This is a genomic window from Sphingomonas sp. 28-62-20, from assembly GCF_002281505.1.
Map to the genome: position 1 here is coordinate 231,054 of NZ_NCGH01000002.1, position 25,885 is coordinate 256,938.

General features: G+C 61.3%; 28 protein-coding genes. 16 read left to right on the forward strand and 12 right to left on the reverse strand.

Annotation, left to right across the window (positions count from 1 at the left end):
• Nucleotides 1-18: 18 nt before the first annotated feature.
• Nucleotides 19-471 carry a hypothetical protein gene (locus tag B7Y43_RS02510; RefSeq protein ID WP_374130027.1) on the reverse strand — a complete coding sequence of 151 codons (453 nt, stop codon included), beginning with the start codon at nt 469-471 and terminating at the stop codon, nt 19-21.
• Entirely contained in the window at nt 468-1,727 is a 1,260-nt protein-coding gene (gene carA / locus B7Y43_RS02515) for a carbamoyl-phosphate synthase small subunit (protein ID WP_374130028.1), read from the reverse strand. Before carA ends, B7Y43_RS02510 begins: the two co-directional genes overlap by 4 nt.
• A gap of 131 nt (nt 1,728-1,858) precedes the next feature.
• Here carA and B7Y43_RS02520 point away from each other — a divergent pair, with 131 nt between their 5' ends.
• The 3 genes from B7Y43_RS02520 to rpoD are packed head-to-tail and all read left to right on the forward strand — an operon-like array spanning nt 1,859 to nt 6,214.
• Entirely contained in the window at nt 1,859-2,311 is a 453-nt protein-coding gene (locus B7Y43_RS02520) for a GatB/YqeY domain-containing protein (protein ID WP_374130029.1), read from the forward strand.
• A gap of 1 nt (nt 2,312) precedes the next feature.
• The gene (gene dnaG, locus B7Y43_RS02525) at nt 2,313-4,190 is read left to right on the forward strand and encodes a DNA primase (protein ID WP_374130030.1); all 1,878 of its coding nucleotides are present in this window, start codon (nt 2,313-2,315) and stop codon (nt 4,188-4,190) included.
• Entirely contained in the window at nt 4,190-6,214 is a 2,025-nt protein-coding gene (rpoD, locus tag B7Y43_RS02530; RefSeq protein ID WP_374130031.1) for a sigma-70 family RNA polymerase sigma factor, read from the forward strand. The genes dnaG and rpoD overlap by 1 nt, the downstream gene beginning before the upstream one ends.
• Before the next feature lie 19 nt (nt 6,215-6,233).
• Here the strand turns inward: rpoD and B7Y43_RS02535 are convergent, their stop codons facing one another.
• A complete protein-coding gene (locus B7Y43_RS02535) occupies nt 6,234-7,187 on the reverse strand; it encodes a hypothetical protein (RefSeq protein ID WP_374130032.1) in 954 nt (317 codons plus the stop codon).
• A 158-nt stretch (nt 7,188-7,345) separates the two neighbouring features.
• Between B7Y43_RS02535 and B7Y43_RS02540 the strand changes: the two genes are divergently transcribed.
• The 5 genes from B7Y43_RS02540 to B7Y43_RS02560 all read left to right on the forward strand — a co-directional run bounded on the left by B7Y43_RS02540 (nt 7,346) and on the right by B7Y43_RS02560 (nt 11,292).
• On the forward strand, nt 7,346-8,239 hold the full coding sequence (locus tag B7Y43_RS02540) for a hypothetical protein (RefSeq protein ID WP_374130033.1): 894 nt from the start codon (nt 7,346-7,348) through the stop codon (nt 8,237-8,239).
• 119 nt (nt 8,240-8,358) lie between these two features.
• Entirely contained in the window at nt 8,359-9,045 is a 687-nt protein-coding gene (locus B7Y43_RS02545) for a hypothetical protein (protein ID WP_374130034.1), read from the forward strand.
• A 105-nt stretch (nt 9,046-9,150) separates the two neighbouring features.
• Nucleotides 9,151-10,002 (forward strand): MoxR family ATPase, encoded by an 852-nt coding sequence (locus B7Y43_RS02550; RefSeq protein ID WP_374130035.1) that lies wholly within the window; start codon nt 9,151-9,153, stop codon nt 10,000-10,002.
• Nucleotides 9,999-10,412 (forward strand): GFA family protein, encoded by a 414-nt coding sequence (locus tag B7Y43_RS02555; RefSeq protein WP_374130036.1) that lies wholly within the window; start codon nt 9,999-10,001, stop codon nt 10,410-10,412. Before B7Y43_RS02550 ends, B7Y43_RS02555 begins: the two co-directional genes overlap by 4 nt.
• Nucleotides 10,405-11,292, forward strand: a complete 888-nt coding sequence (locus B7Y43_RS02560) for a DUF817 domain-containing protein (RefSeq protein WP_374130037.1) — start codon at nt 10,405-10,407, stop codon at nt 11,290-11,292. Before B7Y43_RS02555 ends, B7Y43_RS02560 begins: the two co-directional genes overlap by 8 nt.
• Here B7Y43_RS02560 and B7Y43_RS02565 read toward each other — a convergent pair.
• A complete protein-coding gene (locus tag B7Y43_RS02565) occupies nt 11,247-11,483 on the reverse strand; it encodes a helix-turn-helix transcriptional regulator (RefSeq protein WP_374130038.1) in 237 nt (78 codons plus the stop codon). The genes B7Y43_RS02560 and B7Y43_RS02565 overlap by 46 nt on opposite strands.
• On the reverse strand, nt 11,483-11,935 hold the full coding sequence (locus B7Y43_RS02570) for a hypothetical protein (RefSeq protein ID WP_374130039.1): 453 nt from the start codon (nt 11,933-11,935) through the stop codon (nt 11,483-11,485). The genes B7Y43_RS02565 and B7Y43_RS02570 overlap by 1 nt, the downstream gene beginning before the upstream one ends.
• A 76-nt stretch (nt 11,936-12,011) precedes the next feature.
• Here B7Y43_RS02570 and B7Y43_RS02575 point away from each other — a divergent pair, with 76 nt between their 5' ends.
• From B7Y43_RS02575 to B7Y43_RS02590, 4 genes are all read left to right on the forward strand, one after another.
• Nucleotides 12,012-12,914, forward strand: a complete 903-nt coding sequence (locus B7Y43_RS02575) for an ATP-binding cassette domain-containing protein (RefSeq protein WP_374130040.1) — start codon at nt 12,012-12,014, stop codon at nt 12,912-12,914.
• A 12-nt stretch (nt 12,915-12,926) separates the two neighbouring features.
• Nucleotides 12,927-13,643 (forward strand): ABC transporter permease, encoded by a 717-nt coding sequence (locus tag B7Y43_RS02580; RefSeq protein WP_374130041.1) that lies wholly within the window; start codon nt 12,927-12,929, stop codon nt 13,641-13,643.
• Between the two features lie 95 nt (nt 13,644-13,738).
• Nucleotides 13,739-15,076: a glycoside hydrolase family 1 protein gene (locus tag B7Y43_RS02585; protein ID WP_374130042.1), complete on the forward strand. Its 1,338-nt coding sequence runs from the start codon at nt 13,739-13,741 to the stop codon at nt 15,074-15,076.
• 180 nt (nt 15,077-15,256) lie between these two features.
• A complete protein-coding gene (locus B7Y43_RS02590) occupies nt 15,257-15,796 on the forward strand; it encodes a CHAP domain-containing protein (RefSeq protein WP_374130043.1) in 540 nt (179 codons plus the stop codon).
• On the opposite strand, the gene B7Y43_RS02595 is transcribed toward B7Y43_RS02590, so the two are convergent.
• On the reverse strand, nt 15,793-17,271 hold the full coding sequence (locus B7Y43_RS02595; protein WP_374130044.1) for a methyl-accepting chemotaxis protein: 1,479 nt from the start codon (nt 17,269-17,271) through the stop codon (nt 15,793-15,795). The genes B7Y43_RS02590 and B7Y43_RS02595 overlap by 4 nt on opposite strands.
• Nucleotides 17,272-17,390: 119 nt before the next feature.
• On the opposite strand from B7Y43_RS02595, the gene B7Y43_RS02600 reads away from it, so the two are divergent.
• Together B7Y43_RS02600 and B7Y43_RS02605 are read left to right on the forward strand one after the other, a co-directional pair.
• Nucleotides 17,391-18,569: a VWA domain-containing protein gene (locus B7Y43_RS02600; protein WP_374130045.1), complete on the forward strand. Its 1,179-nt coding sequence runs from the start codon at nt 17,391-17,393 to the stop codon at nt 18,567-18,569.
• Between the two features lie 96 nt (nt 18,570-18,665).
• Nucleotides 18,666-18,788 (forward strand): hypothetical protein, encoded by a 123-nt coding sequence (locus B7Y43_RS02605; protein WP_374130046.1) that lies wholly within the window; start codon nt 18,666-18,668, stop codon nt 18,786-18,788.
• Nucleotides 18,789-18,797: 9 nt separating this feature from the next.
• On the opposite strand, the gene B7Y43_RS02610 is transcribed toward B7Y43_RS02605, so the two are convergent.
• The 3 genes from B7Y43_RS02610 to B7Y43_RS02620 all read right to left on the reverse strand — a co-directional run bounded on the left by B7Y43_RS02610 (nt 18,798) and on the right by B7Y43_RS02620 (nt 21,007).
• Nucleotides 18,798-19,994 (reverse strand): exo-beta-N-acetylmuramidase NamZ domain-containing protein, encoded by a 1,197-nt coding sequence (locus tag B7Y43_RS02610; RefSeq protein WP_374130047.1) that lies wholly within the window; start codon nt 19,992-19,994, stop codon nt 18,798-18,800.
• Entirely contained in the window at nt 19,991-20,527 is a 537-nt protein-coding gene (locus B7Y43_RS02615; protein ID WP_374130048.1) for a DOMON-like domain-containing protein, read from the reverse strand. Before B7Y43_RS02615 ends, B7Y43_RS02610 begins: the two co-directional genes overlap by 4 nt.
• 72 nt (nt 20,528-20,599) lie before the next feature.
• Nucleotides 20,600-21,007: a DUF1761 domain-containing protein gene (locus B7Y43_RS02620; RefSeq protein ID WP_374130049.1), complete on the reverse strand. Its 408-nt coding sequence runs from the start codon at nt 21,005-21,007 to the stop codon at nt 20,600-20,602.
• Between the two features lie 108 nt (nt 21,008-21,115).
• Here B7Y43_RS02620 and rimO point away from each other — a divergent pair, with 108 nt between their 5' ends.
• Both rimO and B7Y43_RS02630 read left to right on the forward strand, forming a co-directional pair.
• Complete coding sequence (rimO, locus tag B7Y43_RS02625) at nt 21,116-22,453, forward strand: 30S ribosomal protein S12 methylthiotransferase RimO (RefSeq protein WP_374130050.1); 1,338 nt, start codon at nt 21,116-21,118, stop codon at nt 22,451-22,453.
• Between the two features lie 82 nt (nt 22,454-22,535).
• Nucleotides 22,536-23,834, forward strand: coding sequence for an NRAMP family divalent metal transporter (locus B7Y43_RS02630; protein ID WP_374130051.1), 1,299 nt, complete (start codon nt 22,536-22,538; stop codon nt 23,832-23,834).
• Between the two features lie 48 nt (nt 23,835-23,882).
• On the opposite strand, the gene B7Y43_RS02635 is transcribed toward B7Y43_RS02630, so the two are convergent.
• The 3 genes from B7Y43_RS02635 to B7Y43_RS02645 are packed head-to-tail and all read right to left on the reverse strand — an operon-like array spanning nt 23,883 to nt 25,784.
• A complete protein-coding gene (locus tag B7Y43_RS02635) occupies nt 23,883-24,479 on the reverse strand; it encodes a hypothetical protein (protein ID WP_374130052.1) in 597 nt (198 codons plus the stop codon).
• 41 nt (nt 24,480-24,520) lie between these two features.
• A complete protein-coding gene (locus B7Y43_RS02640; protein ID WP_374130053.1) occupies nt 24,521-24,964 on the reverse strand; it encodes a MarR family winged helix-turn-helix transcriptional regulator in 444 nt (147 codons plus the stop codon).
• Between the two features lie 31 nt (nt 24,965-24,995).
• Complete coding sequence (locus B7Y43_RS02645) at nt 24,996-25,784, reverse strand: ceramidase domain-containing protein (RefSeq protein ID WP_374130054.1); 789 nt, start codon at nt 25,782-25,784, stop codon at nt 24,996-24,998.
• Nucleotides 25,785-25,885: the final 101 nt, after the last annotated feature.

Below are 25,885 nucleotides of genomic sequence, written 5' to 3' on the forward strand. Positions count from 1 at the left end.
TGACGATCGGTAGAACTGTCATGGCGTCAACCGCGCCACCAGCGCGACCAGCGCCAGCACAGCGAGCACCGCCACGCCCCAGCGAAGCCAGCGCACGCCACCCCGCGCACCGAGCGGATCAACCGGCATGACGCGCGAGCGGCGAACAGATGAATCGTGCGTAGGCGGGAAGGCACCCAGTCCCGTGCCGCCTCGAGGATCGATTGCGAGGATGTTCTCCCCGCCATGATGCCCCGGCAGAGGGACGGCGGTGGCCAAGCCCGGACGATAGGTGACGTCGCCAGATCCGGGTATCGCCACCAGGCGCAGTACCCCTTCGGCTTCAATCGGCCCACCCAGCGCCGCTTCCCCGCCATCAATGCTGCGCAATAACTGCACCTGCGCCAAACGCGCCGTGGCAGTGGGCGCGCCATGCCCAACGGCAAGCGAGCGCGGCTGACCGGCCCTTAGTGGCGCGCTCGGCGCGGTCACGCGGCACGCTCGCGGATCATCCCCACAAACCGCTCAAACAGATACAAGCTGTCCTGCGGCCCCGGGCTCGCCTCGGGGTGATATTGCACCGAGAACGCCCGACCGCCTTCCAGTTCGATCCCCGCGTTGCTGCCGTCGAACAGCGACACGTGCGTTTCGCGCACGCCTCCGGGCAACGAGTCCCGTTCCACCGCGAAGCCGTGGTTCATGCTGGTAATCTCGACCGCGCCGTCGCTCAGCCGCTTGACCGGGTGGTTGGCGCCGCGATGGCCCTGGAACATCTTGGTCGTCTGCCCGCCGACCGCGAGCGCGAGGAGCTGGTGGCCGAGGCAAATGCCGAACAGCGGGAGTTTCGTCTCCAGCAGCTGGCGGATGACGGGGACGGCGTACTCACCGGTCGCAGCGGGATCGCCGGGGCCGTTGGAGAGGAAGATGCCGCCGGGGTTGAGCGCCATCACCTGATCGAAGGTTGCGGTCGCGGGGAGGACCGAGACGCGGGCGCCGGCGGCGACAAGGTTGCGGTAGATGTTGCGCTTTGCGCCGTAATCGATCGCGACGACATGGGGGCGGTGCGCTTGCCCTTCGACTGCGCTCAGGGCGAACGGCTGTGGTTGAAGACCCAGCCCCTCCCCGTTCGTGCTGAGCGAAGTCGAAGCACCGTCGCCATACCCCGCCCCCAGCCGCCATACGCCGCCTTCCCAGCCGAAATGCGTTTGCGTGGTGACATCGATGGCGAGGTCCATGCCCTCCAGCCCCGGCCAGCCCTGTGCCTGGGCCAACAGCGCGGGGATGTCGAACTTGCCGTCCGCCGCATGCGCAATCACCCCATTGGGTGCCCCGCCCGAGCGGATGCGGCGGGTGAGTGCGCGGGTGTCAATGCCCGACAGGCCGATGCGGTTATGCTTCTTCATCCACACATCCAGCGGCTCGACCGCGCGGAAATTGCTAGGCGGGGTAACGTCTTCGCGCACGATCATGCCGAGCGCATGGGGATCGTCGGCCTCGATATCATCGGCATTGGCGCCGACATTGCCGATATGCGGAAAGGTAAAGGTGATGATCTGCCCGGCAAAACTCGGATCAGTCATGATCTCCTGATAGCCGGTCATCGCGGTGTGAAAGCAGACCTCGCCCACCGCCGCGCCCTCCGCGCCAAAGCCCCGCCCCCACGCGATTTCGCCATTGGCGAGCACCAGAACGCCGGTGGCTCCTTCAGGCGCAGCGCTGGACGCACGTAGGGGCTTGGCGTCGGCCATGGGTGTGGGCGCTCCTGATAAAGCTGTCGATGTCGCTAAGGCACCGCAGCTAGAGACGCAGGACCGCAGCGTCAATCTGTTAAAAATCGCCGGGTCGCGCTACGGGTAAAGATTACCGAAAAGGACCACAAATGATTCGCGACGACATCAAGACCGCGCTCGTCACCGCCATGAAGGGCGGCGACAAGGCGGGCACCGCCACCATCCGCCTGATCCAGTCAGCGATCAAGAACCGCGATATCGAGGCGCGCACCGGTAAGTCGCCGGATGACGATAATGTGCTGGTGGTCGAAGTGCTGCAGAAAATGGTCAAACAGCGCCGCGAATCGATCGACATGTATGTGAAGGGCGGCCGTCAGGAACTCGCCGATGCCGAGAGCGCCGAGATCGTTGTGATCGAGGCATTTCTGCCGCAACAGATGACCGAGGCGGAAACCACCGCGGCGATCCTGGCGATCAAGGCAGAGCTGGGCGCCGACGGTATGAAGGACATGGGCCGGGTGATGGCCGAACTGAAAACGCGGCATGCGACCAGCCTCGACATGAGCAAAGCGAGCGGGCTGGTGAAGGCGGCGCTGAGCTGAGGTGAGCCTTTCCGCCCAATTCCTTGACGAACTGCGCGCGCGGACCTTGCTGTCCGCGCTTGTCGGCAAGACGGTGAAGCTCACCAAGGCGGGGCGTGAGTTCAAAGGATGCTGCCCCTTCCACAATGAGAACACGCCAAGCTTCTACGTCAACGACGACAAGGCGTTTTATCACTGCTTCGGTTGTTCTGCCCACGGCGACGCTATCCGCTGGATGACCGATCAGCGCGGGTTGCCTTTCATGGATGCGGTGAAGGAGCTGGCGCAGGCGGCGGGGATGGAATTGCCCGCGATGGACCCGCGCGCTGCCCAAAAAGCGGAAGCGGCCAAGGGGCTTTACGAGGCGATGGATGATGCCGCAGTCTGGTTCACCGAACAGCTGATGGGCATTGCCGGTGGCGAGGCGCGCGCGGTGCTGGAAAAGCGCGGGATCAAGGCGGAGACGGCGCAGGCGTTCGGCATGGGCTTTTCGCCCGATTCCCGGGGCAAACTGAAGGCGCAGCTAAAGGGCTATGGCGATTCGTTGCTGGTCGAGGCCGGGCTGCTGATCAAGGTCGATGAGAAGGAACCCTATGACCGGTTCCGGGGCCGGCTGATGATCCCGATCCGCGATCCACGTGGCCGGGTGATTGCCTTTGGCGGGCGGGTGATCGGGGATGGCGAACCAAAGTACCTGAATTCGCCCGACACGCCGCTCTTCGACAAGGGGCGCACGCTCTATAATCTCGACAAGGCGGCAGCGGCGAGCCGGAAGGCCGGCCGCGTGATCGTCGTCGAAGGCTATATGGACGTGATCGCGTTGGCGCAGGCGGGGTTTGGCGAGGCGGTCGCCCCGCTCGGCACGGCGCTGACTGAGGCGCAGCTCGAGCGACTATGGCGGCTGTCCGATGTCCCGATCCTGTGCTTCGATGGCGATAGTGCTGGACAGAAGGCCGCACTTCGCGCCGCGCATCGCGCTTTGCCAATGCTCGCCCCAGGTCGGAGCCTGGCCTTTGCGACACTCCCACCCGGTCAGGACCCTGATGATCTGGTCCGCGCCAAGGGGCCTGCCGCCTTCGAGGCGGTACTTGCCGAGACCCAGCCACTCGTCGAGCGGCTCTGGGCAAGCGAACTCGCCGCTGGCCCGCTCGGTACGCCCGAAGAGCGCGCTGGGCTGAAGCAACGGCTGAACGAGCTTGCCCAGGCCATTGCCGATCCATCGGTAAAGCATGAATATCTCAGCGATTTCCGCCGTCGCTTCGATGCGCATTTTGCGCCGCCGCCGCGCGTGTGGAATGCGCCGCGCCCTGCCAACACCCAAAAGGGCGGCAAATGGCGCCCTGCCCCACCCGCCGGTGGCGATCACCCACAAGCGCAGGGCGTAAAGGCGAGCGGCATCGATCCGGTGCTGGCCAAGGCCGTGCTTGCTGGACTGATCCGGCATCCAGCTGAAATAGCGCGGCATGTCGAGGTATTGGGATCGCTGCGATTCGCTGGCGGCGCACTGGGGAGACTCTTCGAAGCAGTGGTCGATGTCGCGATTGAAGATCAGGCGCTTGATAGCGAGCGACTGCGCACCATATTGGCAAATTCCGGATTTGATCAAATGGCGACAGATTTGCTCCGGGCAGATGCAACACCTTATTCCTTTACCCAGAAAATGGCGGCGCCCGGACGCGCAAGTGCCGATCTTGGCGAGGCAATTTCGATCCTGGTCGCGCGTCCCGAGGTGGATGGGGCGCTGGCCGATGCAACAGCGGCGCTGGCCATGCGTTTCTCTGAAGAGGCGTTTGAACGGCAAGTGGCGCTGGTGAAGGAACAACAGGCGCTCGAAGCACGGCTTGCAAATCTGTGCCAAGCGAACGAAGACGCACGAACTCTTGATACTGAGGGCAGTTAATGGCGAAGGCGACTATGGCGGACGCGACCGACACGACAGAATCCGGTGACGCACCGCTGATCGACTTGAATGATGCGTCGATCAAACGGCTGATCGCACGCGCCAAGAAGCGCGGCTATATTACCTATGACCAGCTCAACGAGGGGCTGCCGCAGGACATGACCTCCGATCAGATCGAGGATATCACCTCGGCGCTGAGCGAGATGGGCATCAACATCGTCGAAAATGACGAAGCTGGCGAAGACGCCGATGGCGAGGATTCGCCAGAGGAAGAGGTCGAATCGGTTGATGCCACCGAAGAAGCCGCGCCTGCGCTAGAAAAGAAAAAAGAAACGATCGACCGCACCGATGATCCGGTGCGCATGTATCTGCGCGAAATGGGCGCCGTCGAGCTGCTCAGCCGCGAAGGCGAAATCGCCATCGCCAAGCGGATTGAGGCTGGCCGCGACACGATGATCCTGGGGCTGTGCGAAAGCCCGATCACCTTCAACGCGATCATCGACTGGTCGACCGCGCTGAATGAAGGCACGATGCAGCTGCGCGAGATTATCGATCTTGATGCGATGCTCTCCAAGGACCCTGCCCCCGAATCGCTCACCGATGACGATGATTCGGCCGATGGCGAGATTTCCGAGAAAAATGCCGGTCCTTCGTTCAAGGAAGAAGCCGAGCCCGAAGAGGCATCGGTTGACGAAGAAGAAGATTCGATGACCGAGCGGCGCACGCCGCGCCCATCGGACGATGAGGAAGAGGATAACACCCTTTCGCTCGCGCAGATGGAAGAGCAGCTGAAGCCGCAGGCGCTGGAAAAATTCGCCAACATCACGTCGCTCTACAAGAAATTCTCGAAAATGCAGGCCGGTCGGCTCGACGCGATGGCGGCGGGCGGCGAGCTTTCGAATGCCGACGAGCGCAAATATCAGAAATTACGCGAAGAATTGACGGCAGAGGTCGAAAGCGTTCAGTTCCACAACGCCAAGATCGAATTTCTGGTCGATCAACTCTACGCGTTTAATCGTCGGCTGACCGCGCTTGGCGGCCAGATGCTGCGCCTGGCCGAGCGCCACAAGGTGCCGCGCAAGGACTTTCTTGATCGCTACATTGGCAACGAACTCGACGAAGGCTTCCTGACCACGGTTGGCAAGCTCGACAAAAAATGGGCAGCGTTTGTTGCCAATGAAGGCGATGCCGTCGATCGCGTTCGCATCGAGATTTCGGAGATTAGTCAGGCGACAGGCATGTCGCTGGGCGAGTTCCGGCGCATCGTCAACATGGTCCAGAAGGGCGAGCGCGAAGCGCGGATCGCCAAGAAGGAAATGGTCGAGGCAAACCTGCGTCTGGTGATCTCGATCGCCAAGAAATACACCAATCGCGGCCTGCAGTTCCTGGATCTGATCCAGGAGGGCAATATCGGCCTGATGAAGGCGGTCGATAAGTTCGAATATCGCCGCGGCTACAAGTTCAGCACCTATGCCACCTGGTGGATCCGTCAGGCGATCACCCGCTCGATCGCTGATCAGGCCCGCACGATCCGCATCCCGGTCCATATGATCGAAACGATCAACAAGCTGGTCCGCACCAGCCGCCAGTTCCTGCACGAGCAGGGCCGCGAGCCGACGCCCGAGGAAATGGCCGAGCGGCTGAGCATGCCGCTCGAAAAGGTCCGCAAGGTGATGAAGATCGCCAAGGAGCCGATCAGCCTCGAAACGCCGATCGGCGACGAGGAGGATTCGCATCTCGGCGACTTCATCGAGGACAAGAATGCGGTGATCCCGGTTGATGCGGCGATCCAGGCGAACCTGAAGGAAACGGTCACGCGCGTGCTGGCGAGTCTCACCCCGCGCGAGGAGCGCGTGCTGCGGATGCGCTTCGGCATCGGCATGAACACCGATCACACGCTTGAAGAGGTCGGCCAGCAGTTCAGCGTGACGCGCGAGCGCATCCGCCAGATCGAGGCGAAGGCGCTGCGCAAGCTCAAGCACCCGAGTCGGTCGCGGAAAATGCGGTCGTTTTTGGATCAGTAGAGCGGGCGGATCGGCATTATCAGGCTGGATTGCACCACAGCTCGATCCGTTTTGCCGCCTTGTCGAAGGTTAGTTTTGAACATCGCGACAGCCCTGCGCGGGGGATGTTCAACCCGTATCGGGGCTGAGGTCCCTTTTTCGTGGCAGCGACGACAATTTCAGATGGGTCCTCGGTACCGTCAGGAATTGGGTCGCCGCGCCCGGCTGAATCGATCCGGTCACGGACGCGCACCGCAATCCGATCAAAGGACAAAGGCCCAAAAACAAAAGGTTGTGACAGCGTCATCAACCGCACCGGGCGCTTTACGCCAAGGAGGATGTCGATATCCCAGCTAGGCCCGCTCAACTGACCACCATAGGCCTTAGCAATCGCTGCCCCCGCCGCTGCTGACGCGACCGGATATTGCTCCGTAGCGTCCAGATCGAACGACACCGCCAGGCCGAAGGTCGCTCCCCGATAACCTGTGAAACTGGACGAGCTAATGTCGCCGAACAGCGGAAAATCGTGTCGCTGTGTCCGGGCATCATTGCCCCCGAACACCAAGGTAACGCGGGACTGCGGCAGGGCCCAGGGACCGATCGTACCATCGCCCTCGATCGGCGGCGCACCGGCAAACCAGAATGCTCTGCCCTTTTGGCGCACACCGTCGATGACAAAATCAAGCGGGCGATTCCACCCCTTGAACTCGCGCCGCCCGGCGACGTTGAGGTTTCCCCTGCCCAGAAACGGCGCTGGCTTGATCCCGCGACGGGCGACATAATCCGGGTCAAGCAGCAACCGATCGGGTCCGCCAGACAAAACGCGAATGGCGGCGGGTGCCCCCTCTACCGTCGCGGTAACCACCTCGCCAGGGCGAACCGTGAGTTCAGGACCGGCTGCTGACTCGGCACTCGCTTGCTGCGCGGGTGACGCATTACCGCCAAGAATCAGTACGAAAAATACACAAAAGGCCGCGCTTTGCCGCAACTGCATTGGTCTTGGTGCTCCCCATAACGACCTGCCAGATCAAAAGAACCTAATCTGCCCAACATGAACGCTCGCGAAACAAGCGCCTGCCCAATGTTCGGCAGCTACATCCAAAATGGAGCAAATCCCTTGCGCTCAGGCGGCGCACGTTGCGAAATATTCACATGGTCATATCATCTCTACCACGTCCGCTAAACGGCACAAATGTCGTCACCGCATCCGAACTTGTCCGCCATTTCGGCATCTGGCAAGATCGCGCGACACGCGAACCTGTTTACGTCCTGCATCGCGGCCGGCCGCGTCTGGTGCTGACATCGGTGGAAATCATGCAGGCCTTGTGTGCGCCTCATGACGGGGAACCCGAAGCCGGTGCCAATGCCGGTGTAGAGACGCTGCTCGACGTAACACGCGACATCATCCTGCTGATCGATCACGACATGAAGTTGATTGCCGCAAGCCGGGCTGCACGTGGTTATTTTGGTGAGCGGGCACAGCCCGGTGCTCCCCTGGTGGGGCTGGCGGCGAGCGTCGCCATGCTGCTGTTGAATGAAGCAGCACAGCGGGTAATGGCGTCCGGCCTGGTCGAAACGGCAGAATATGCCGCGCCCTTTGCCGGACGCACGCTGAGTGTCACCATTCATCCGTGCGACACCGGGGCTATTCTGCTCGTGCACGATGTTACGGTCATCGACAGCCTCGCTGCTGCCAGAGCCCATGCCGTCGCTGAAACCGAAGCAATGATCGCAACTGGCATGATGGCCCATGTTCGCCTGTCGCTCCGGGGATTTCTGGAAGCACCGGTCGTGGCATTAGCCGTGCTGGTTGGCGTCGAACCTCAGGTGTTGGCCGACGCACGCTTCACCACGCTGTTTGAGCCTGCCGGCAGAGCAACTGTAGACGCGGCTATTGAGGCAGCAATTGACCAGCAAATGTCGCGGATTGCCGATGCGATGCTGCTCGTGGCAGGCGCCAGGCCTCGCCCCGTCAGGCTGGGACTGAGCCCGATCAGGCGCGGATCGATTGTCGAGGCGATCGCTGTCGCCGTCGTGGTTCGATAAGCGTTGAGACAGGCTTAAGCGCTTATAAACCGCGTCTTTACGCGGTTCAGTATATGTGTGCCCGATAGGTGATTGGAACCGGGGTGTCCGGGCAATCTATCGGGGATCAACAAAACGTCATGGCATCGGAACCGGAAGAATCATCCGATCGGGCAGCGGCACTGGGGATCCAGGGTGCTGGACGAAGCATCGTCGTCGCGCTGATCGCAGCAGATGGAAGCCACAAACATGCAATAATGGCCCGGCTGACGGCCCAACAATTGCCGGTTCGCGACATTGCTGATGCCGTCCATGCCCTGTGCCTGTTGCATGGGCGCCAGCCAGGCATCATCGATCACGCGCTTGCCCGTAATTCGCAACCCGCTGCCCAGGCTTGGCTCGAAGTCGCGGTTGAGGGTTTTGCCGTGGAACGCGCCTTACTCGCTAAATTGGCGTCCGCCGCTGGTCCGCTGCCGTCTACACCCGGTCAGGCCGAATCGGAGGCCGCCGTCGCATCGCAGCGCCACGCGCTGGATATGCTTGCCCAGTCGGACCGTACCGGATGCGCGATTGGTGCTGCGGTCGCACTCGTCAGCGATTGGGCAGCCATGCGGCAGATCATGGAGGCAGCGGCCCGCCGCTTCGGTATCGAGCCGCCCGCTTATGCTTTGCCGCTTGCCGCCGAGACCGAAACCATTGTCGCTCAGGTTGCCGAAAATCCGGCAGTAGAGCGGGCAATGGCCTTTGGCGTGCAGCAAGTCCTGGCCCAGCATCGCGGCTTATGGGATTTGCTGGAAGCGCGAACAAGCGCCCGCGATCGCCAATAGGCGCAGCCAAGGCTGACCCGATTACCCCGTGCGCCCCGGCTTGCGCGCATGGCCAAAATGCCTCTATCTCCGAACCGGATATTCGAATCTGGCAGGGATGATTGCATGAAGCGCTTCGAGGGCACGCAAAGCTATGTGGCAACCAATGATCTGAAGGTTGCCGTCAACGCTGCCGTAACGCTCCGCCGACCGTTGCTGGTCAAGGGTGAGCCCGGCACCGGCAAAACGGTGCTTGCCTATGAAATCGCCAAAGCGATCGATGCCGAACTGATCGAATGGAACATCAAATCCACGACCAAGGCGCAGCAGGGCCTGTATGAATATGATGCCGTTGCCCGGTTGCGCGATGGCCAGCTTGGCGATGAGCGCGTCCACGACATTGGCAATTACATCCGCCGTGGCAAATTGTGGGAGGCATTTACCCGCCCCAAGCCCCCTGTCCTGCTGATCGACGAAATCGACAAGGCCGATATCGAATTCCCCAACGATCTGCTGCAGGAGCTCGATCGGATGGAATTCCATGTCTACGAGACCAAGGAGACTGTCCGCGCGGTCGAACGCCCGATCGTCGTCATCACCAGCAACAACGAAAAGGAACTGCCCGACGCGTTCCTGCGCCGGTGTTTCTTCCATTACATCAAGTTCCCCGATCGCGAGACGATGCAAGCGATTATCGACGTCCATTTTCCTGGCATCCAGAGGATCCTCGTCAACAAGGCGATGGACATTTTCTATGACGTTCGCGACGTGCCGGGCCTGAAGAAAAAGCCGAGCACGTCGGAACTGCTTGATTGGCTGAAGCTGCTGCTCCACGAGGATATGCCGCTGGACGTGCTGCAGAACCGCGACCCAACCAAGGCCATCCCACCTCTCCACGGCGCGCTGCTGAAAAATGAGCAGGATGTGATGCTGTTCGAACGGCTGGCGTTCATGGCCAAGCGGCAACAGAACAAATGAGCGAAGGCGCCGGCTGCCGGTGCGGACAGGTGCGGGTGGCAATCTCCAGCGCGCCGCTCCGCGTGCGAACATGCTGGTGCCGGGATTGCCAATATTGGGGATCGGGCAACGGCACGACCAATGCCGCCTATCGTTCCAGCGACCTTGCAGTGACCGGAAATCTCCAATGGTATCAGAGCGTCGCGGATAGCGGCAACGCGATGCGGCGCGGCTTTTGCCCGGTATGTGGCACGCCGATGTTCACCGGGATGGCCGATTTTCATGACATCATTGCAATCCGGGTCGGTGCGCTCGACGATCCGGACAGCGTGCGCCCTACCGAAGTGATCTGGACGGCATCGGCGCCCAGTTGGGCCAGTTTCGACCCTGACCTGAAACAGGTCGAGCGCCAGCCCCCGCCGATTGGCTGACCCGATTACCCCGAGCGGCGCTACGCGTTTTGCGCGGGTTCGCGCCCGGCTTGAAGCGTTCACGCCATCGCCAGGCTGGCCGACTTGGTCGTATGAATTTTTGCTGTTCGGTTTCAAGCAAGGCTGGGCGTGCCTGTTTGGCGGGCTGATGCTGGCGATGCTGATCGCGACCTATCTGTTTTATCCCGCCGACGCGCCGCTCGCCCGCTATGATTTTCTGACGATCGGTGCCGTGGCGATCCAGCTCGGGATGATCGCCTTCCGGCTGGAGTCACTCCGCGAAGCCAAGGTCATCCTGGCCTTCCACATCGTCGGCACGATCATGGAGATATTCAAGACAGCGCACGGATCCTGGCTTTATCCAGAACCAAGCGTGCTCAGGATTGGCGGCGTCCCGCTCTTTTCTGGCTTCATGTACGCAGCCGTCGGCAGCTACATCGCTCGGGTCTGGCGCATTTTCGATTTTCGTTTCGATCATTATCCGCCGCGCTGGACAACGATCACGCTCGCGACCGCCATCTACGTGAATTTCTTCACGCATCATTGGCTGCCCGACATCCGGCTGTTGCTCTTCGCGGCCACGGCAATGCTGTTCTGGCGGACACCGGTGTGGTTCACCCCGTTCCGCACAGCGCGGGCAATGCCGCTGCTGCTGGGCTGGTTGCTGGTGGCGCTGTTCATCTGGGGCGCCGAGAATATCGGCACCTTCTCGCGGGCTTGGCTTTATCCCGGCCAGCGCGACGGCTGGCAGCTTGTGTCGCCCGAAAAGCTTGGCGCCTGGTATCTGCTGATGATCATTTCATTCGTGCTGGTGTCGCTGCTGCATCGCGCGCCTCACGCCTCGGGCGGGGCAGCCAGATCGGACGGGTCGATTGCATAGCCGAGCAAGTCGCCCGGCGTACATTCAAGTGCGGCGCACATCCGGGCGAGCGTCGAGAAACGAATGCCGCGCACCTTGCCCGAGCGGAACATGGAGAGCTGGGTTTCGCTCAACCCAATCCGTTCGGCCAAGTCGCGGCCGGTCATGCCCCGCGCGGCGAGCAGTTGATCGAGCGTGACGGTGACGGGCATCAGAGGATCTCGTCGAGTTCAGCACGCATCGCCCCCGCTTCGGTCACGACCCTGGCGACGATCATGAGCGCAAGCCCGACGACCCCCACGGTTATCGCCGATGAATCATAGTGCGCGTAGCTGCCGCTGCCGGTGAACAGCCGCACCAGCAGCGGAGCCGCGAAAACCAGCGCCAACCCGCCGAGGAAAAGCGACGCGCCGACGCGCCACAGCAACGCCGAGAGCAGCAATTCGAGCGCACCGCCGCCCCCGATCAGGATGACGGCACGCCGCACGCTCCAGATCGCTGCAAGAAAAAAAGGCATTGGAATAACGTCATAGAGCAGGATGAGCGGGGTGCCAACGCTGCGCGGAATGCCGATCAGCTCGATCGCGAAAACGAGACAGAGCACAACGAAAACGACCAAAATGGCCTTTGAGGCGATGGCGGGGCGGGTGATCCAGAGCAGCATAACGATCCCTAAAAATTTAAGCTTGACTTAAAACTTCCCGATTTGCAACTTTAAGTAAGACTTTAAGGATTCGAATATGCCCATTGCCCTTCAGACGAGGAGCCTCACCAAGCGCTTTGCGCGACATATCGCTGTCGATGATGTGTCGATGGCGGTGCCGACCCAGGCGATTTACGGCTTTTTGGGAGCAAACGGGGCCGGCAAGACAACCACGCTCCGGCTGGCGCTCGGCCTGCTCCGCGCCGATTCGGGCTGGGTCGAGCTGTTTGGCCGCCGCGTCGGCCGAGATACGCTGCCCCGCGTTGGTGCGCTCATCGAGAATCCGTCGCTTTACCCACACCTCACGGGCCGCGAGAATCTCGACATTACGCGTCGCTTGCTCGGATTGGACCATGGCGAGATCGACCGGGTGCTCGCGATCGTCGATCTGGCGAGTGCGGGACGGCAGCGGGTCGGTGGCTACTCGCTCGGCATGCGGCAACGGCTGGCGATTGCGCGGGCGCTGCTCGGCCGTCCCCAGTTGCTGATCCTTGACGAGCCGACCAACGGACTCGACCCCGAAGGGATCGTCGATATGCGCAGCCTGATCCGCCGTCTGCCCGCCACCGACGGCGCGACGCTAATCGTATCGAGCCACCACCTTGCCGAGATCGAGCAGGTCGCGACGCATGTCGGGTTGATCCACCACGGCCGGTTGCTGCTCGAACAGCCGCTGGATGCGCTGCTCGGCCAGCAGACCGCAGTCGAGATTGCGACCGATGACCTGGTGGCAAGCGCCGAGCTGCTCGACCGCGCGGGCTATGCGGTCGCCTATGATCTCAGCGGCAGGCTGTTGCTCGTTACCGCGTCGCCCGACCAGCCGACCGCATCAGCACCGATCGCCGCGCTGCTGGTGGGGGAACGACAGGTGCTTCACCACCTCGCGTTGCGCCGACCGACACTCGAACATGCTTATCACCGCGCGATCGCGGCGGCCTGAAGGATTGATGCCATGTTCCACCGCTATTTGATTGCCGAAATCCTCAAGCTCCGCCGCTCGTTGGTGGTGTTCCTGTGCCTCGCTGCACCTGTGTGCGTCACCGTCATGTGTGTGTTGATCGGGCTGCGCGGGAAAGCCGCCTCGCCGCTCGCCAATTACTGGATGACGGGGGCCGCCTTCTGGGCCTTTGCCATGCTGCCGCTGTCGGTTACCGCGCTGAGCGTGCTGATGGCGCAGATGGAGCATGGCCCGCGCACCTGGGACCATTTGCTGGCGATGCCCGGCGCGCGCAACCGGCTGTTCCTGGCCAAGGCAGTGACGATGTTCGCCCTGGTTGCGATTATGACGGTGCTGGTCGGTGCCATGCTCGTGCTGGGCGGCTTTGTCCTCGATCTAGCCAAGCCGGTGACGGGGATGATCGATCTGCGCCAGTTGGCGACCACGTTCGGTCGGATGTTGCTGGCGAGCGGGCTAATGTGCGTGCTTCAGCTTTGGACGGCGCTGCGCTTTCGCAGCTTCGTGCCGCCGCTGCTGCTTGGCATTATCGGCACCTTCTTTTCGGTCGTCGCGGCGGCAGCGCGCGAAGGGGCTTATTTCCCCTGGCTGATGCCGCTGCATATGCTGTCCACGGACCAAGCCATGCAGACCGTCGCGCTTCAGATCGGCGGATGGGGAGGCCTGGCTGGACTCGCGGCAATGTTGTTCCACTTGTCGCGCCGCGAGGCCTGACGCTGCCGCACCGCGAACGCCTGTGGCCTGCATGCCGCTTTTCCCCGACCGAATGATGCGATAGCCTGCGCGCCAGAAAAAAATGCGGGAGAGCGATGATGACCAGACCAACGCACGAAGACTCTTCCCTTTCGCGCCGCACGCTGATGGCGGGAGGCGTCGGGCTCGCGGCAGCGGCGTTAGCGCCTGCACCGGGGTTGGCTGCGCCGGCGCGCAAGCCGCTACGCAAGGGCTTCTGGTGGGGCACCGCCACCGCCGCCCATCAAATTGAGGGTAACAACACCAATTCGGATTTCTGGCTGGCCGAAAACGTCAAACCGACCCTGTTTCAGGAGCCGTCTCTCGACGCCTGCGACAGCTATCATCGGTACGAAGAAGACATCATCCTTGCCGCAAAGCTCGGCTTTAATGCGCATCGCTTTGGCATTGAATGGGCACGCATCGAGCCCGAACCCGGCAAGTTCAGCGAAGCCGAGCTCGACCATTATGTGCGGGTCATGGAGGCATGCCACGCCCATGGGCTGGCCCCCGTCGTCACCTATAGCCATTGGACGGTACCGCGTTGGTTTGCGGCGATGGGCGGCTTCGAACATACCGACAGCCCGGCCCTTTTCGCGCGCTTTGCCGAGCGGGCAACGGCGAAGCTCGGGCCGCTGATGGCCGCCGCTTCAACATTCAATGAAGCCAATATTGCCCGCGTGATTCAAATTCGGCAGGAAGCAAAAGCAATTGAACCGCTGGTCCGCGCGATGCTCGCCGCCTGTGCCAAGGAAAGTGGATCGGATCGCTTTGCATCGGTGCTTTTCGCCGATCTCGCCAAGAGTGAAGCCAATCAGGTGCGCGCCCATGAACTCGCCTTTGACGCGATCAAGGCTGGACCCGGCGATTTTCCGGTCGGCGTGACGATCAGCATGCAGGATATTCAGGGAGTCGGCGAAGGCAACAAGGCCGAAGAAATCGCCCAAGCCGTATATGGCCCCTGGATTGCGCAGGCCGCCAAGGCTGATTTTGTCGGCGTCCAGACCTATACCCGGGTGCGGGTCGACGCCAAAGGGATCATGCCACCGCCAAAGGGCGCGGAGCTGACGGCTGCCGGCTATGAATTCTACCCCGAAGCGCTTGAGGCGACGATCCGTTATGCGGCGAAGATGACCGGCAAACCGATTTACGTCACCGAAAACGGCATCGGCACCGATGACGATAGCCGTCGCATTGCCTATATTGATCGGGCGTTAGCGGGCGTGCGGGCGTGCATTGACGATGGCATCGACGTGCGTGGCTATCTGCACTGGTCACTGCTTGACAATTACGAATGGGTTTTTGGCTATAAGCAGCGCTTTGGCCTGGTGGCGGTGGATCGCACGACGTTCAAGCGGACGCCCAAGCCAAGCGCCCTTCATCTGGGCGCACGGGCCAAGGCCAATCGGGTTTGACGACGGGATAGCTGCGCAAGCAGCCTTTTTCGGAGCGGACCTGTCTGCCCCAGATGCCAATGACGATGATCGACATGACATGATCCGATTGGCAACCTGATCGATCTAAATCATGGTAACTGATCGCTAAACCATCCGCAGTCACGCATAGTCCACGCGTTTCCGGCAATGATTTGCCGGATGGACCGGAAGATTCTTGCCCTTTTGTCGATGCCATTGGCGTTGCTGGCGGTGGCGCCTGCTGCAGCGGCGTCGTTGCTCGACTATATCGGCGAATGCGTTCCGTTTGCGCGGGCGGCATCGGGTATTCAGATTTATGGTGATGCCTGGACCTGGTGGGACAAAGCCGAGGGGAAATATCGCCGCGGCTATGTGCCCCGCGAAGGCGCCGTTATCGTCTTTGCCAGAAGCGCGCGGCTACCCCTGGGGCATGTGGCTGTTATCAGCCGCGTGGTGGACGACCGTGTCGCCATGGTCACCCATGCCAATTGGTCACGCATTGACGGGGTTCGCGGCCGCGTCGAACAAGATGTCACGCTGACCGATGTTTCCGATGCCGGCGACTGGAGCGCGGTACGGGTATGGTATCGCGGATCAGCGGGGCTCGGCTCAACCAACTATCCTGTCTCCGGCTTTATCTACGGCGGGCGCGAAGCCAATGAACTGACGAGCCGCAGCCCGGATTATGTTGCCGCGCTGATCGACGTTTACGTCCGTTAGGCGGCGATTTCACTGCCTGCATTGCGCGCGCGGTTGAGACTGGCGGCAAGCGCTTCGGGCGAAATCGATTCCGCGGTGGCGGTAAATTCATCGACATAGGCATATTCGTAATTGCCCCAGCGCCGACCATTGAAGCGGAGCGGCACGAAGACACTTTTCAGGGGCAGAAATTCGCCCTTCCCCAACGTCATCCGATAGCAATTGAGCATGAACGGCGATTCATTCGCGATCGCTCGGCGCGTGCAATCATCCATCAAGATGCGGCGGTTGCGGCACCAGGTGTTGTTCCATTCAACATCGCGCCCCTGGGCCTGGGATCGCAGCGATAAATGGGTCGGCAAATAGCCGTTCAGGTCGGTAATCACCGAACCAATGGCCAGCGCATCCGCGCTTTTCGCGCGATCTAGGATCGGCCGGATATAGCGATCGGCAAAGTCATTAAAGGCGGTCGTATATTGGGCCGGGTTGGTCCCGGCGATCAGCCGATAATCCACGTCAAATACCGCGTCAGCGCGCAAATTGCCTGAACGAATGGCGGATTCGACAAGCCCAGTGATTTCATCCGCGATGCGCCGCGCCGTCGCAATGCTGCTGCTATCGTCAATCTCAATACCGCTGCTGGCCAGTTGATCGAGCATCTGATTGCCGACCGATTCAAGCTTTTCGAGCCGCTGACGCGCATCACGCAGCGCCGCATCATTGGCGCGCACCGACCAGGAGGCAGAGACCATTTCGGCCCTGACCGATGCGATGCTCTTTTGCATTTCTGTGGCGCTATGCGAAATGCCAACCGCCTGTTCGTCAACCAGGTGAACAATCGACCCGATATCTTCCACAGTCGATTCGATGGCAGCAAATTTGGCGGCGGCCGTCTTGCTCTGTTCAACGCCGCCCCGGATTTCGTTGCCGAAATGGCCAGCCTCTTCGGCCAGCGTAGCGATCGTATCGGTTATGCGCTGGGTCGCCTGGCGGGTATTCTGCGCCAGCTTTTTCACCTCGGTCGCGACAACGGCAAAGGCGTTGCCCGCCTCCCCCGCCCGCGCCGCCTCAATCGCCGCATTCAGCGCGAGCATATTGGTTTGCTGGGCAATCCCGCCGATGAGCAGCGACACTTGCTCGACATGGCCAAGCGCGCCAATGATCCGATCGATCCGGTCGCCGAGCCGCATGACGAGATCCGTCACATCGGTAAAGCCAGCAACCGATTCAATGATTGATTCGCGTCCCTGGGTCAGCTTGTCCTTGATGTCTTGCGACAATGTCTGGGACTGATCGACGGCGTCAACGACGCGGCGCTGATCGGCGGCAAGTTCCGCCGTTGCGGTTTCTAGCCGTTCGAGCTGGGCGACGCGTTGGTCCATGCGCGCGGACACCCCAGCGACATGGCCGCCGACATCGGCACATTCCATCACCAGCGAGCTGCAACTGCGCGCAACGTCGCCGATGATACGCTCAAGTTCGACCGGTGATCCCATTCTTCGAAATTGCCCCTTCCCCGATTCAGATAAACAAAATGTCCTAATGGTTAATTACCTTTGACGCTGTGGGTGCTCCCGTTACGGTAAGCGACGCGCCTTGACGGGAACGACCACCAATGTTTCTCAATTTTCTCGACGAACTCCGTGCCGCGGGCATCCCAGCCAGCATGAAGGAGCATCTCATCCTGCTGGAAGCGCTCGATCGCGACGTGATCGAACGCACGCCGGAGGATTTCTATTATCTTTCGCGTGCCGTGTACGTGAAGGACGAGGGGCTGCTCGACAAGTTTGACCAGGTCTTCGCCAAGGTATTCCGTGGCATCGCAACGACCTTTGGCCAAACCGAAGCCGAGATCCCCGCTGACTGGCTGAAGGCAGTAGCGGAGAAATATCTGTCGCCCGAGGAAATGGAGGCGATCAAGGCGCTTGGCTCCTGGGATGAGATCATGGAGACGCTGAAAAAACGGCTCGAGGAGCAGCAGGGCCGACACCAGGGCGGCAACAAATGGGTCGGCACCGGCGGCACCAGCCCCTATGGCAATTCGGGCTATAACCCCGAAGGCGTCCGGATCGGCGGCGAAAGCAAGCACAAGCGCGCGCTGAAAGTTTGGGATCAGCGCGAATTCCGCAACCTGGATTCAACCCGCGAACTTGGCACGCGCAACATCAAAGTCGCCCTGCGCCGCCTCCGCAAGTTCGCGCGTGAGGGCGCCGCCGACGAGCTGGATATCGACGCAACAATCGACGGCACCGCGCGGCAGGGCTGGCTCGACGTGGTGATGCGCGCGGAACGGCGAAATGCGGTGAAGCTGTTGCTGTTCCTCGACGTCGGCGGATCAATGGACCCCTGGGTGAAGCTGTGTGAGGAGCTGTTCTCGGCGGCGACCACTGAGTTCAAAAATCTGGAGTTCTTCTACTTCCACAATTGCCCCTATGAGGGCGTGTGGAAGGACAATCGCCGCCGTTTCAGTGAGCGCACGCCGATGTGGGATGTGCTCCACAAGTTCGGGCATGACTACAAGCTGGTGTTTGTCGGCGACGCATCGATGAGCCCCTATGAGATCACCCATCCCGGCGGTTCGGTGGAGCATTTCAACGAGGAATCGGGTGCGGTCTGGCTGCACCGGATGGCGACGACCTATCCGGCGGCGGTCTGGCTCAATCCCGTGCCCGAGGAGCAATGGGGCTATTCGCAGAGCATCCGGATCATCAAGGAATTGATGACCGATCGGATGTACCCGCTGACGCTGGCGGGGCTGGACGACGGGATGCGGGAATTGACGCGGAAGCGGTGAGGGACGACGCCGGCAAATGACGATGATTTGATCAAAATCAAAGCAAAGCACGGGCCTGCAGGAATAATACCCTCATCAACAATGAGGGAGACCATCATGCCTGCGATCGAATCCTACTGGTTCGCCTATCTCGTCATCATCGCGATGTTGGCGTTCATGTTTGGCCTTGGCCTGGTCAGCATCACCGACCGCGATCCGATCCTACCTCCGGCGGAATAGACCTAGCTTTTAGTATATTAGCGACGATCGGCGTTCATCCACCCACGCCGCTTCGTCGCGCCGGGTCGCGGCGTCGAAATCCCCCGGTGTCGCGGCCAGGTCGTCTACCCATAGCCGCAAGCCAGTCCCGCCGTTGATGACGTCGATGGCGAGCTTGCCGAATTCATATTCATACGGAAAATCGCGCCACAGATCATAGTCGGGGTAAAGGGTGCGGATTGCCTTGAAACCAAGCGCCTGCACCCGCCACGGCTGGAACGCGACATGATCATAGCCCGGACCCTCGGCATGGATATGAACGCCGTTACAAAGCTGCCCGACATGCTTGTGGAAGGTCGGCTGGAACCAGATGTCGCGCAGGGTGCACCCTTTGAGCCATTCGGGCGCAATCGCGTGCATCTTGGCGATCACCGCCTTGGCATCGATGTCGGGCGCACCGAAGATTTCAAGCGGGCGCGTGGTGCCGCGTCCTTCGCTCAAGGTCGTCCCCTCCAGCATCACCGTGCCGGGATAGGCGCGCGCCATGTTGATATTGGGGGCATTGGGGCTGGGGTTGATCCAGATGCGGTCGGATGGCCAGCCGAATCCGGACGCGGCATCGGGCGCCCAGCCCTCCATCGCAATCACGCGGTAATCAACGTCGAGCTTGTAGTGCGCGATGAACCAGTGGCCGAGTTCGCCCAAGGTCAGGCCGTGCCGCATCGTCATCGGCCCTGCCCCCACGAAACTCTCCCAGCCGGGCAGCAAGGTGAGCCCCTCGACTGGGCGACCGATCGGGTTGGGGCGATCGAGCACCCACACCGATTTGCCATGTTCGGCGGCGGCTTCGAGCACGTAAAGCAGCGTCGTCACAAAGGTGTAGATGCGCGTGCCCAGGTCCTGCATGTCGACCAGCATCACGTCGAAAGTGCCCATCGACTGGCCTGTTGGGCGGCGGACTTCGCCGTACAGACTGAACACGGGGATGTTATAGGTCGGATCAGTGAAGTCGGGGGACTCCATCATATTGTCCTGCAAATCACCCCGCACCCCATGCTGCGGCCCGAACATCGCGGACACGTTGAGACCACAGGCGACGAGCGCGTCGAGGCTGTGGGTCAGATCCTCCGTCACTGAGGCGGGGTGCGCGAGGAGGGCGACGCGCTTGCCATGCAGCGGCTTGCGCAATAGCGGGTCAGCGAGGAGGCGATCGATACCGAATTTCATGGGGCGTTTGGTGCCGGGAGGGTGGCGATAAAGCAATCGGAATTGTGGAAATCGGGCGGCCCCGGCGCATGCGCGAGCGCCCAGTAGGATTTGGTGCCGTCGCGTTCTTCGATGACGGCGGAGAGGCCCATTCTCAGCGCCCCCGGCGGAATGCTGGTCAGGTCCAAATCAACTTCGATCACATAGTCCTCGCCGGCTTCGATACCTCTTTCAATAAAGGGGTCCACCGGTAACTGCAGGTCGCGCATCCCGTCTCGATAGCTATCGAAAATATAGGCAGCCCATTGGCATGACGGCGAAAAGTTGAACTCGAAATATTGCTGTGCTCCGGCAGGATTCAAAAAAATCTCAAAGCAAGTGGCTTTCCAAAGATTGTCAGCGCGCGCCGGCGATTGCCAATCTGGGATCGCCAGTTTCTCCTGTCCGTCGATGCTGGCCGTCAGCAGGATTTTATCGGCATCATAGGTCAAAGCTATCCGCACCGCGCGAACCGATGCCGGCGGCGTATCAGGATGGGGTATCAGCTCGAACATATGCTCCTTGTACCCCCGCGAAAGCGGGGGTCCAGCCGGGGTTTCTGCCTTAGCGCGAACACGACAAGGCGCTTATATCGCGATTAGCGCGAACTCGAACCCCATCACCGTGTAGATCGCCAGCCAATAGCCGCCATCGATCAGGAACAGCTTCAGCGATTGCCGCGAGAACAGGTAATTCACGCCGATCGCCGGAATGATGAACCCAAGCGCCACGCCCGAGGCGATTTGGACGATGGTCGACAAGCTAAGCCCCGAATAGGTCGATAGGGTGTGATCCAGGATGAACGCTGCGACCAGATTGAGCACAAACGTCAGGCCAAAAATCAGCGGCATATTGCCATTCTTCATGGTCTCGTCCGACAGTCCTCGCTCTGCCTGCCAGGCCTTGCCGAACAGCGGCCCGTACCAGATACCGCCGATCATGAAGCCGCTAACAGCGGCGGCCAGTATCGCGACCCAGTGAATTGTCGTGCCCATCTTGATGTCCCCCCCCCAGGTTGAAACATCAGTCTAACGCGCCATCCAGCTCAGGTCGATGCGCGCTCTGTTCAAAAGCCACGCAAAGCCCTATGTGCGCCGCTTCTCATGGCAACAATTCTCCCCTCCCCGCCGAAGATCGGCATGGTCTCGCTCGGCTGTCCCAAGAATCTGGTCGACAGCGAGCGTATCCTCACGAAGCTGCGCAGCGATGGTTATGCGATGTCGGCTGATTATGCGGGCGCAGATGTGGTGCTGGTCAACACCTGCGGCTTTCTTGATTCCGCCAAGGAGGAATCGCTGGAGGCGATTGGCGAGGCAATTGCCGAGAATGGCCGCGTCATCGTCACCGGCTGTATGGGCAAGGAAGCGGAGATGATCCGCGCGAAATTCCCGAACGTGCTCGCGGTCACCGGCGCGCACCAATATGAGGAAGTCGTCGGCGCGGTGCATGAGGCAGCGCCGATGCCGCCGAGTGCGTTCCTCAATCTGGTGCCCGAAAGCGGCCTGAAACTCACCCCGCGCCATTACAGCTATTTGAAGATTTCCGAAGGCTGCAACCACCGCTGTTCCTTCTGCATCATTCCGTCGCTCCGGGGCGATCTCGTCAGCCGGCGGCCCGATGCCATTCTTCGCGAGGCGGAAAAGCTGGTCGCGGCGGGCACCCGCGAATTGCTCGTCATCAGCCAGGATACCTCGGCGTACGGCATCGATATCCGCCATCAACCCCGCGAATGGCATGGACGCGAAGTACGCGCGCACATGACCGATCTAGCGCGCGAGCTGGGGTCGCTGGGGGCATGGGTGCGGCTCCACTATGTCTACCCCTATCCGCATGTCGATCAGGTCGTGCCGCTGATGGCCGAGGGGCTGGTGACGCCCTATCTCGACATTCCCTTCCAGCACGCCTCGCCCAATGTGCTGCGCGCAATGAAGCGCCCCGCCAACGAGGCCAAGGTGCTCGAGCGAATCAAGGGCTGGCGGGCGATCTGCCCCGATATCGCGATCCGATCGACCTTTGTCGTCGGTTTCCCTGGCGAGACCGAGGCGGATTTCGCCTATCTGATGGAATGGCTGGAAGAAGCCCAACTCGACCGCGTCGGCGCGTTCAGATTCGAGCCCGTCGAGGGCGCAGCGGCGAACGACCTGCCCGATCCGGTGCCCGAAGCGGTGAAGGAAGAGCGCTACGCCCGGCTGATGGACCTGACCGCGCGGATCTCAGCGGAAAAGCTGCGTGCCAAGGTCGGCCGCACGCTCGACGTGATCATTGATGCGGTCGATGAAGAAACCGGCGGCGCAACCGGCCGTTCGCAGGCCGACGCGCCCGAGATCGACGGCGAGGTGCATCTGCGCGACGCCGGGCACCTGAGCCAAGGCGATATCATTGCGGTCGAGATCGAAGATGCCGACGAACATGATCTGTTCGGGGTGCCGGTCCGCCGCTGAAAAGTGCCTCGCCAGTGCGCCGCAAAGGGTCTAATCGCGACACTGCCGAGATCGACCTGCTTCGGCCGCGAGGATCATCGCATTGCCAGACCTCAACGCGACCGACGTCCAGTCTGATGAAAGGCCAAAATCCGCGCTGAAGGGCTTTCTCGCGCGGCTTGGCCCCGGTCTGATCACCGGTGCTGCCGATGACGATCCCAGCGGGATCGGCACGCATAGCCAGGTCGGTGCGGAATTCGGCTATGGGCTGGCCTGGACCTTTGTGCTCACCTTTCCGCTGATGGTCGCAATCCAGCAGGTCGCCGCCGAAATCGGGCGGGTAACCGGGGCCGGCATCGCGCGCAACTTGCGGCGGCATTATCCCCGGCCGGTGTTGTGGCCGATGGTGTCGCTGCTGCTAATCGCCAACATCATCAATCTCGGCGCGGATCTGAGCGCTATGGGTGCCGCGCTGCAACTCCTAACCGGCGGCAATGCTGGGCTTTACACGCTGCTGTTTGGCATCGTCTGCGTCGTGCTTGAAGTGGTGCTGAGCTATGCGCGGTATTCGTCGGCGCTGAAATGGACGACCTTATCGCTGTTCACTTATGTCGCAGTGGTAATGGTCGCTGGCGTGCCATGGGGCCGTGCGCTGCGATCGCTCGTCGTGCCCGAAATTCAGTTGAACGCGGCCTATGCCACTGCCTTTGTGGCAATCCTTGGCACGACGATCAGCCCCTATCTTTTTTTCTGGCAGGCCGGGCAGGAAGTGGAGGAAGAACATCGGCGGCACGCCAAGCCTTTGTGCATCACGCCGCGCGAGGCGGGCCCCGAGATTGCGCGGATCAGGCTTGATACCCTGATCGGCATGGCATTCAGCACAATCGTGTCGCTGGCGATTGTGTTTGCGACCGCGGCGACGCTCAACGCCCACGGCATCCGCGACATCACCACGTCATCGCAGGCGGCAGAAGCGTTGCGGCCGATCGCCGGGCAATTCGCCTTTTTGATGTTTGCGCTCGGGATCATCGGCACCGGCTTGCTCGCGGTGCCGGTGCTGGCGGGATCGGCGGCCTATGCCGTGACCGAGATGCTGGGCGTGCCCGGCAGTTTGGATGCCAAGCCGCTTGATGCGCGTATTTTCTATTCGACGATTGCCATTACGACCTTGGCCGGATCGTCGATCAATATGGTCGGTATCGATCCCGTTCGGGCGCTGTATTGGGCGGCGGTGGTCAATGGCGTGCTCGCTGCGCCGCTGATGGTGATGATGATGCTCATCGTCCGCAATCGCCGGGCCATGGGTCGATTGACCTTGCCGATCGGCTCGACGATCCTTGGCTGGAGCGCGACCTTTGTCATGGCGGCGGCGACCATAATCTTCTTCGCCTTCGCGCTGTAAAGGTGGCGCCATCGCCGATGATGGCGCCTCCTTCGTCAGCCTGCGTTATTATTGCGCGCTGCCGGGGTGGCGGCGGAGCAGGTCAAACGCGACCAGGTGCGCAGTGAAGGTCACCGCGACACCAAACATCGGGATCAGGGCAAAGGGCAGCAGCCGGACATTTGCCATCGACGCTGGATCAGTAAACGAGAAATAGATTCCCGTGCCCATGGCGACGATCAGATCGGCCGCGCCGAACAGGTGCGTCCCCCAATAGCGCCAGCGCGCGAAGGGCAATGCGACCGCGATCAAGGCGAAAATGCCCGCCAGCAGATCCCCGATCCCGCCGTCAAGGACCAGCGTCGGCGGCAGCGCCCCATTGGCGCCAAACACGAAGAACAACCCTGCTGCGCCGATTCGCCAGGCATGGAACAGGGTCAGGCGTTTCAGGCCGACATCCGCAAACCAGCGACGCAGGCTGGGGCTGTTCGCATAGGCCAGCATCGGCAGGGTAATGCCGGTCGCTGTGATCGTCGGGACGCCGATGGTCGGCATGGCGGTAAGCCAACCGGCGATTGCCGCCACAGAAATTGCCACGGCCCAGAGCAACAGCAGAACCAGGATGATCCGCCCTGCCCGTTGTGGTTGTTCGTATCGTGTGGCCATGAATATTCTCCTGTAATTACACATTTATGGGTAAAGAAGGATCAGCTTGCTCCCAGCTGATCGAGAGCGGGCTGGACGGCGTGCCAGTCATGCGGGGAGAGCTTCTTGACGCTGTCTGCCTGAATCGCCGACCACAACGGCATCGCGACTGAAAGCTTGTCGCGCCCTTTTGACGTCAGGGTCAGCCCCCGGACACGCTTGTCGCCATCAGCGGCCGTTGATTGAATGAGGCCAGCCTGCTCGAGCGGCGCGAGATTGCGCGTCAGCGTCGTTCGTTCGAGCCCAAGCGCATCAGCCAGGGTGCCGATATTGACGGGCGCGGCTTGATTGAGCCCCGCCAGGATCGAAAATTGTCCCGAGGTTATCCCAATCGGTCGAAAGGCAGCATCATAGCGTCGCGCGACAGCCCGCGCTGCGCGCTGGGTGTTGAGGCACAGGCAAGCTGCGCCCATTTGCTGCGGAGTCAGGAACTTTGTTTCGCTCATAGCGCTTATTTAGGTGCATCTACACCTATAATCAAGCCCCGCCGCGTCGTTCGCTGCGATAATAAAGGAAGGTCAGGAAGATCGACGTCGCGCCCAGCAAGTGCCAGATCGCATGCCCCTGCAGCAGGCTGGTCGGCGAACAGACAATGCCATGCTGATCGAGGTTCCAAATCGTGAAGGCGACCGCCTTTGCCAAGATACCAAGCAGATAATATCTGACCTGAACACCGGCGCGCTTTGGCCGGGCAAAGCCCATTTCGATGATGATCGCTAGGATCAGCTCCACCGCGAACAGCCAGCGCCGGACTTCCGGCTCGGCGATCAGTACGGTCACCAGAGCACCGCACAACAGCAGGTAAAGTGCGATTGCCGGCTTGTCGGGGATCCGCAGCCAGCGGCTGAGCCCGCTCACCAGCATGAAGGACGCAACCAGATACATGCCGAGCACATCATAAAACTGGCCCCATAGGGTCAGCGTGGCGTGCAACAACACCGATCCCAGTCCGACTGAAATTGCCGTGAGGCCGAAAATCGTCGCCGCGATACGCGGCATCGCCGACGACCAATCGCGTCCCGCCGCCAGCAGGATCATCAGAAATCCTGCAAAAACATAGCCATAAGACGACCAACTATTCGCTGGCTGAACGATCAGCGCGCCGGCGCGCGGCATTTCGCAAAAACAACGCGTCGTCGTGCAGGTCGCAGGGGCATAGACGCTCCAATCGGGCCCGAGCGCCGATAGCAGCGCCACAATGCCAAGGGCGGAGAGTGCCGCAAAAATCAGCGCCGTGAAAATCCGGCGCGCGCCGATCGGCTGCATCCCCTGCCCCCTGGTTTTGTCGTTAGCGGCCACCGTATCGCAAAGCGGCGCGGCGGCAAGGCCCGCCCTCTGGCGTGCGACGGCACGATCTGCAAGAACGC

Coding starts and splice junctions, on each gene's coding strand:
- B7Y43_RS02645 (WP_374130054.1), bottom strand. CDS start 25,784: ATGCAGCCGATCGGCGCGCGCCGGATTTTCACGGCGCTGATTTTTGCG.
- B7Y43_RS02575 (WP_374130040.1), top strand. CDS start 12,012: ATGCCCATTGCCCTTCAGACGAGGAGCCTCACCAAGCGCTTTGCGCGA.
- B7Y43_RS02595 (WP_374130044.1), bottom strand. CDS start 17,271: ATGGGATCACCGGTCGAACTTGAGCGTATCATCGGCGACGTTGCGCGC.
- B7Y43_RS02610 (WP_374130047.1), bottom strand. CDS start 19,994: ATGAAATTCGGTATCGATCGCCTCCTCGCTGACCCGCTATTGCGCAAG.
- B7Y43_RS02540 (WP_374130033.1), top strand. CDS start 7,346: ATGGTCATATCATCTCTACCACGTCCGCTAAACGGCACAAATGTCGTC.
- B7Y43_RS02580 (WP_374130041.1), top strand. CDS start 12,927: ATGTTCCACCGCTATTTGATTGCCGAAATCCTCAAGCTCCGCCGCTCG.
- B7Y43_RS02590 (WP_374130043.1), top strand. CDS start 15,257: ATGGACCGGAAGATTCTTGCCCTTTTGTCGATGCCATTGGCGTTGCTG.
- B7Y43_RS02600 (WP_374130045.1), top strand. CDS start 17,391: ATGTTTCTCAATTTTCTCGACGAACTCCGTGCCGCGGGCATCCCAGCC.
- B7Y43_RS02620 (WP_374130049.1), bottom strand. CDS start 21,007: ATGGGCACGACAATTCACTGGGTCGCGATACTGGCCGCCGCTGTTAGC.
- rimO (WP_374130050.1), top strand. CDS start 21,116: ATGGCAACAATTCTCCCCTCCCCGCCGAAGATCGGCATGGTCTCGCTC.
- B7Y43_RS02550 (WP_374130035.1), top strand. CDS start 9,151: ATGAAGCGCTTCGAGGGCACGCAAAGCTATGTGGCAACCAATGATCTG.
- B7Y43_RS02565 (WP_374130038.1), bottom strand. CDS start 11,483: ATGCCCGTCACCGTCACGCTCGATCAACTGCTCGCCGCGCGGGGCATG.
- B7Y43_RS02605 (WP_374130046.1), top strand. CDS start 18,666: ATGCCTGCGATCGAATCCTACTGGTTCGCCTATCTCGTCATCATCGCG.
- B7Y43_RS02535 (WP_374130032.1), bottom strand. CDS start 7,187: ATGCAGTTGCGGCAAAGCGCGGCCTTTTGTGTATTTTTCGTACTGATT.
- carA (WP_374130028.1), bottom strand. CDS start 1,727: ATGGCCGACGCCAAGCCCCTACGTGCGTCCAGCGCTGCGCCTGAAGGA.
- B7Y43_RS02585 (WP_374130042.1), top strand. CDS start 13,739: ATGATGACCAGACCAACGCACGAAGACTCTTCCCTTTCGCGCCGCACG.
- B7Y43_RS02615 (WP_374130048.1), bottom strand. CDS start 20,527: ATGTTCGAGCTGATACCCCATCCTGATACGCCGCCGGCATCGGTTCGC.
- B7Y43_RS02555 (WP_374130036.1), top strand. CDS start 9,999: ATGAGCGAAGGCGCCGGCTGCCGGTGCGGACAGGTGCGGGTGGCAATC.
- B7Y43_RS02520 (WP_374130029.1), top strand. CDS start 1,859: ATGATTCGCGACGACATCAAGACCGCGCTCGTCACCGCCATGAAGGGC.
- B7Y43_RS02570 (WP_374130039.1), bottom strand. CDS start 11,935: ATGCTGCTCTGGATCACCCGCCCCGCCATCGCCTCAAAGGCCATTTTG.
- B7Y43_RS02545 (WP_374130034.1), top strand. CDS start 8,359: ATGGCATCGGAACCGGAAGAATCATCCGATCGGGCAGCGGCACTGGGG.
- B7Y43_RS02640 (WP_374130053.1), bottom strand. CDS start 24,964: ATGAGCGAAACAAAGTTCCTGACTCCGCAGCAAATGGGCGCAGCTTGC.
- rpoD (WP_374130031.1), top strand. CDS start 4,190: ATGGCGAAGGCGACTATGGCGGACGCGACCGACACGACAGAATCCGGT.
- B7Y43_RS02635 (WP_374130052.1), bottom strand. CDS start 24,479: ATGGCCACACGATACGAACAACCACAACGGGCAGGGCGGATCATCCTG.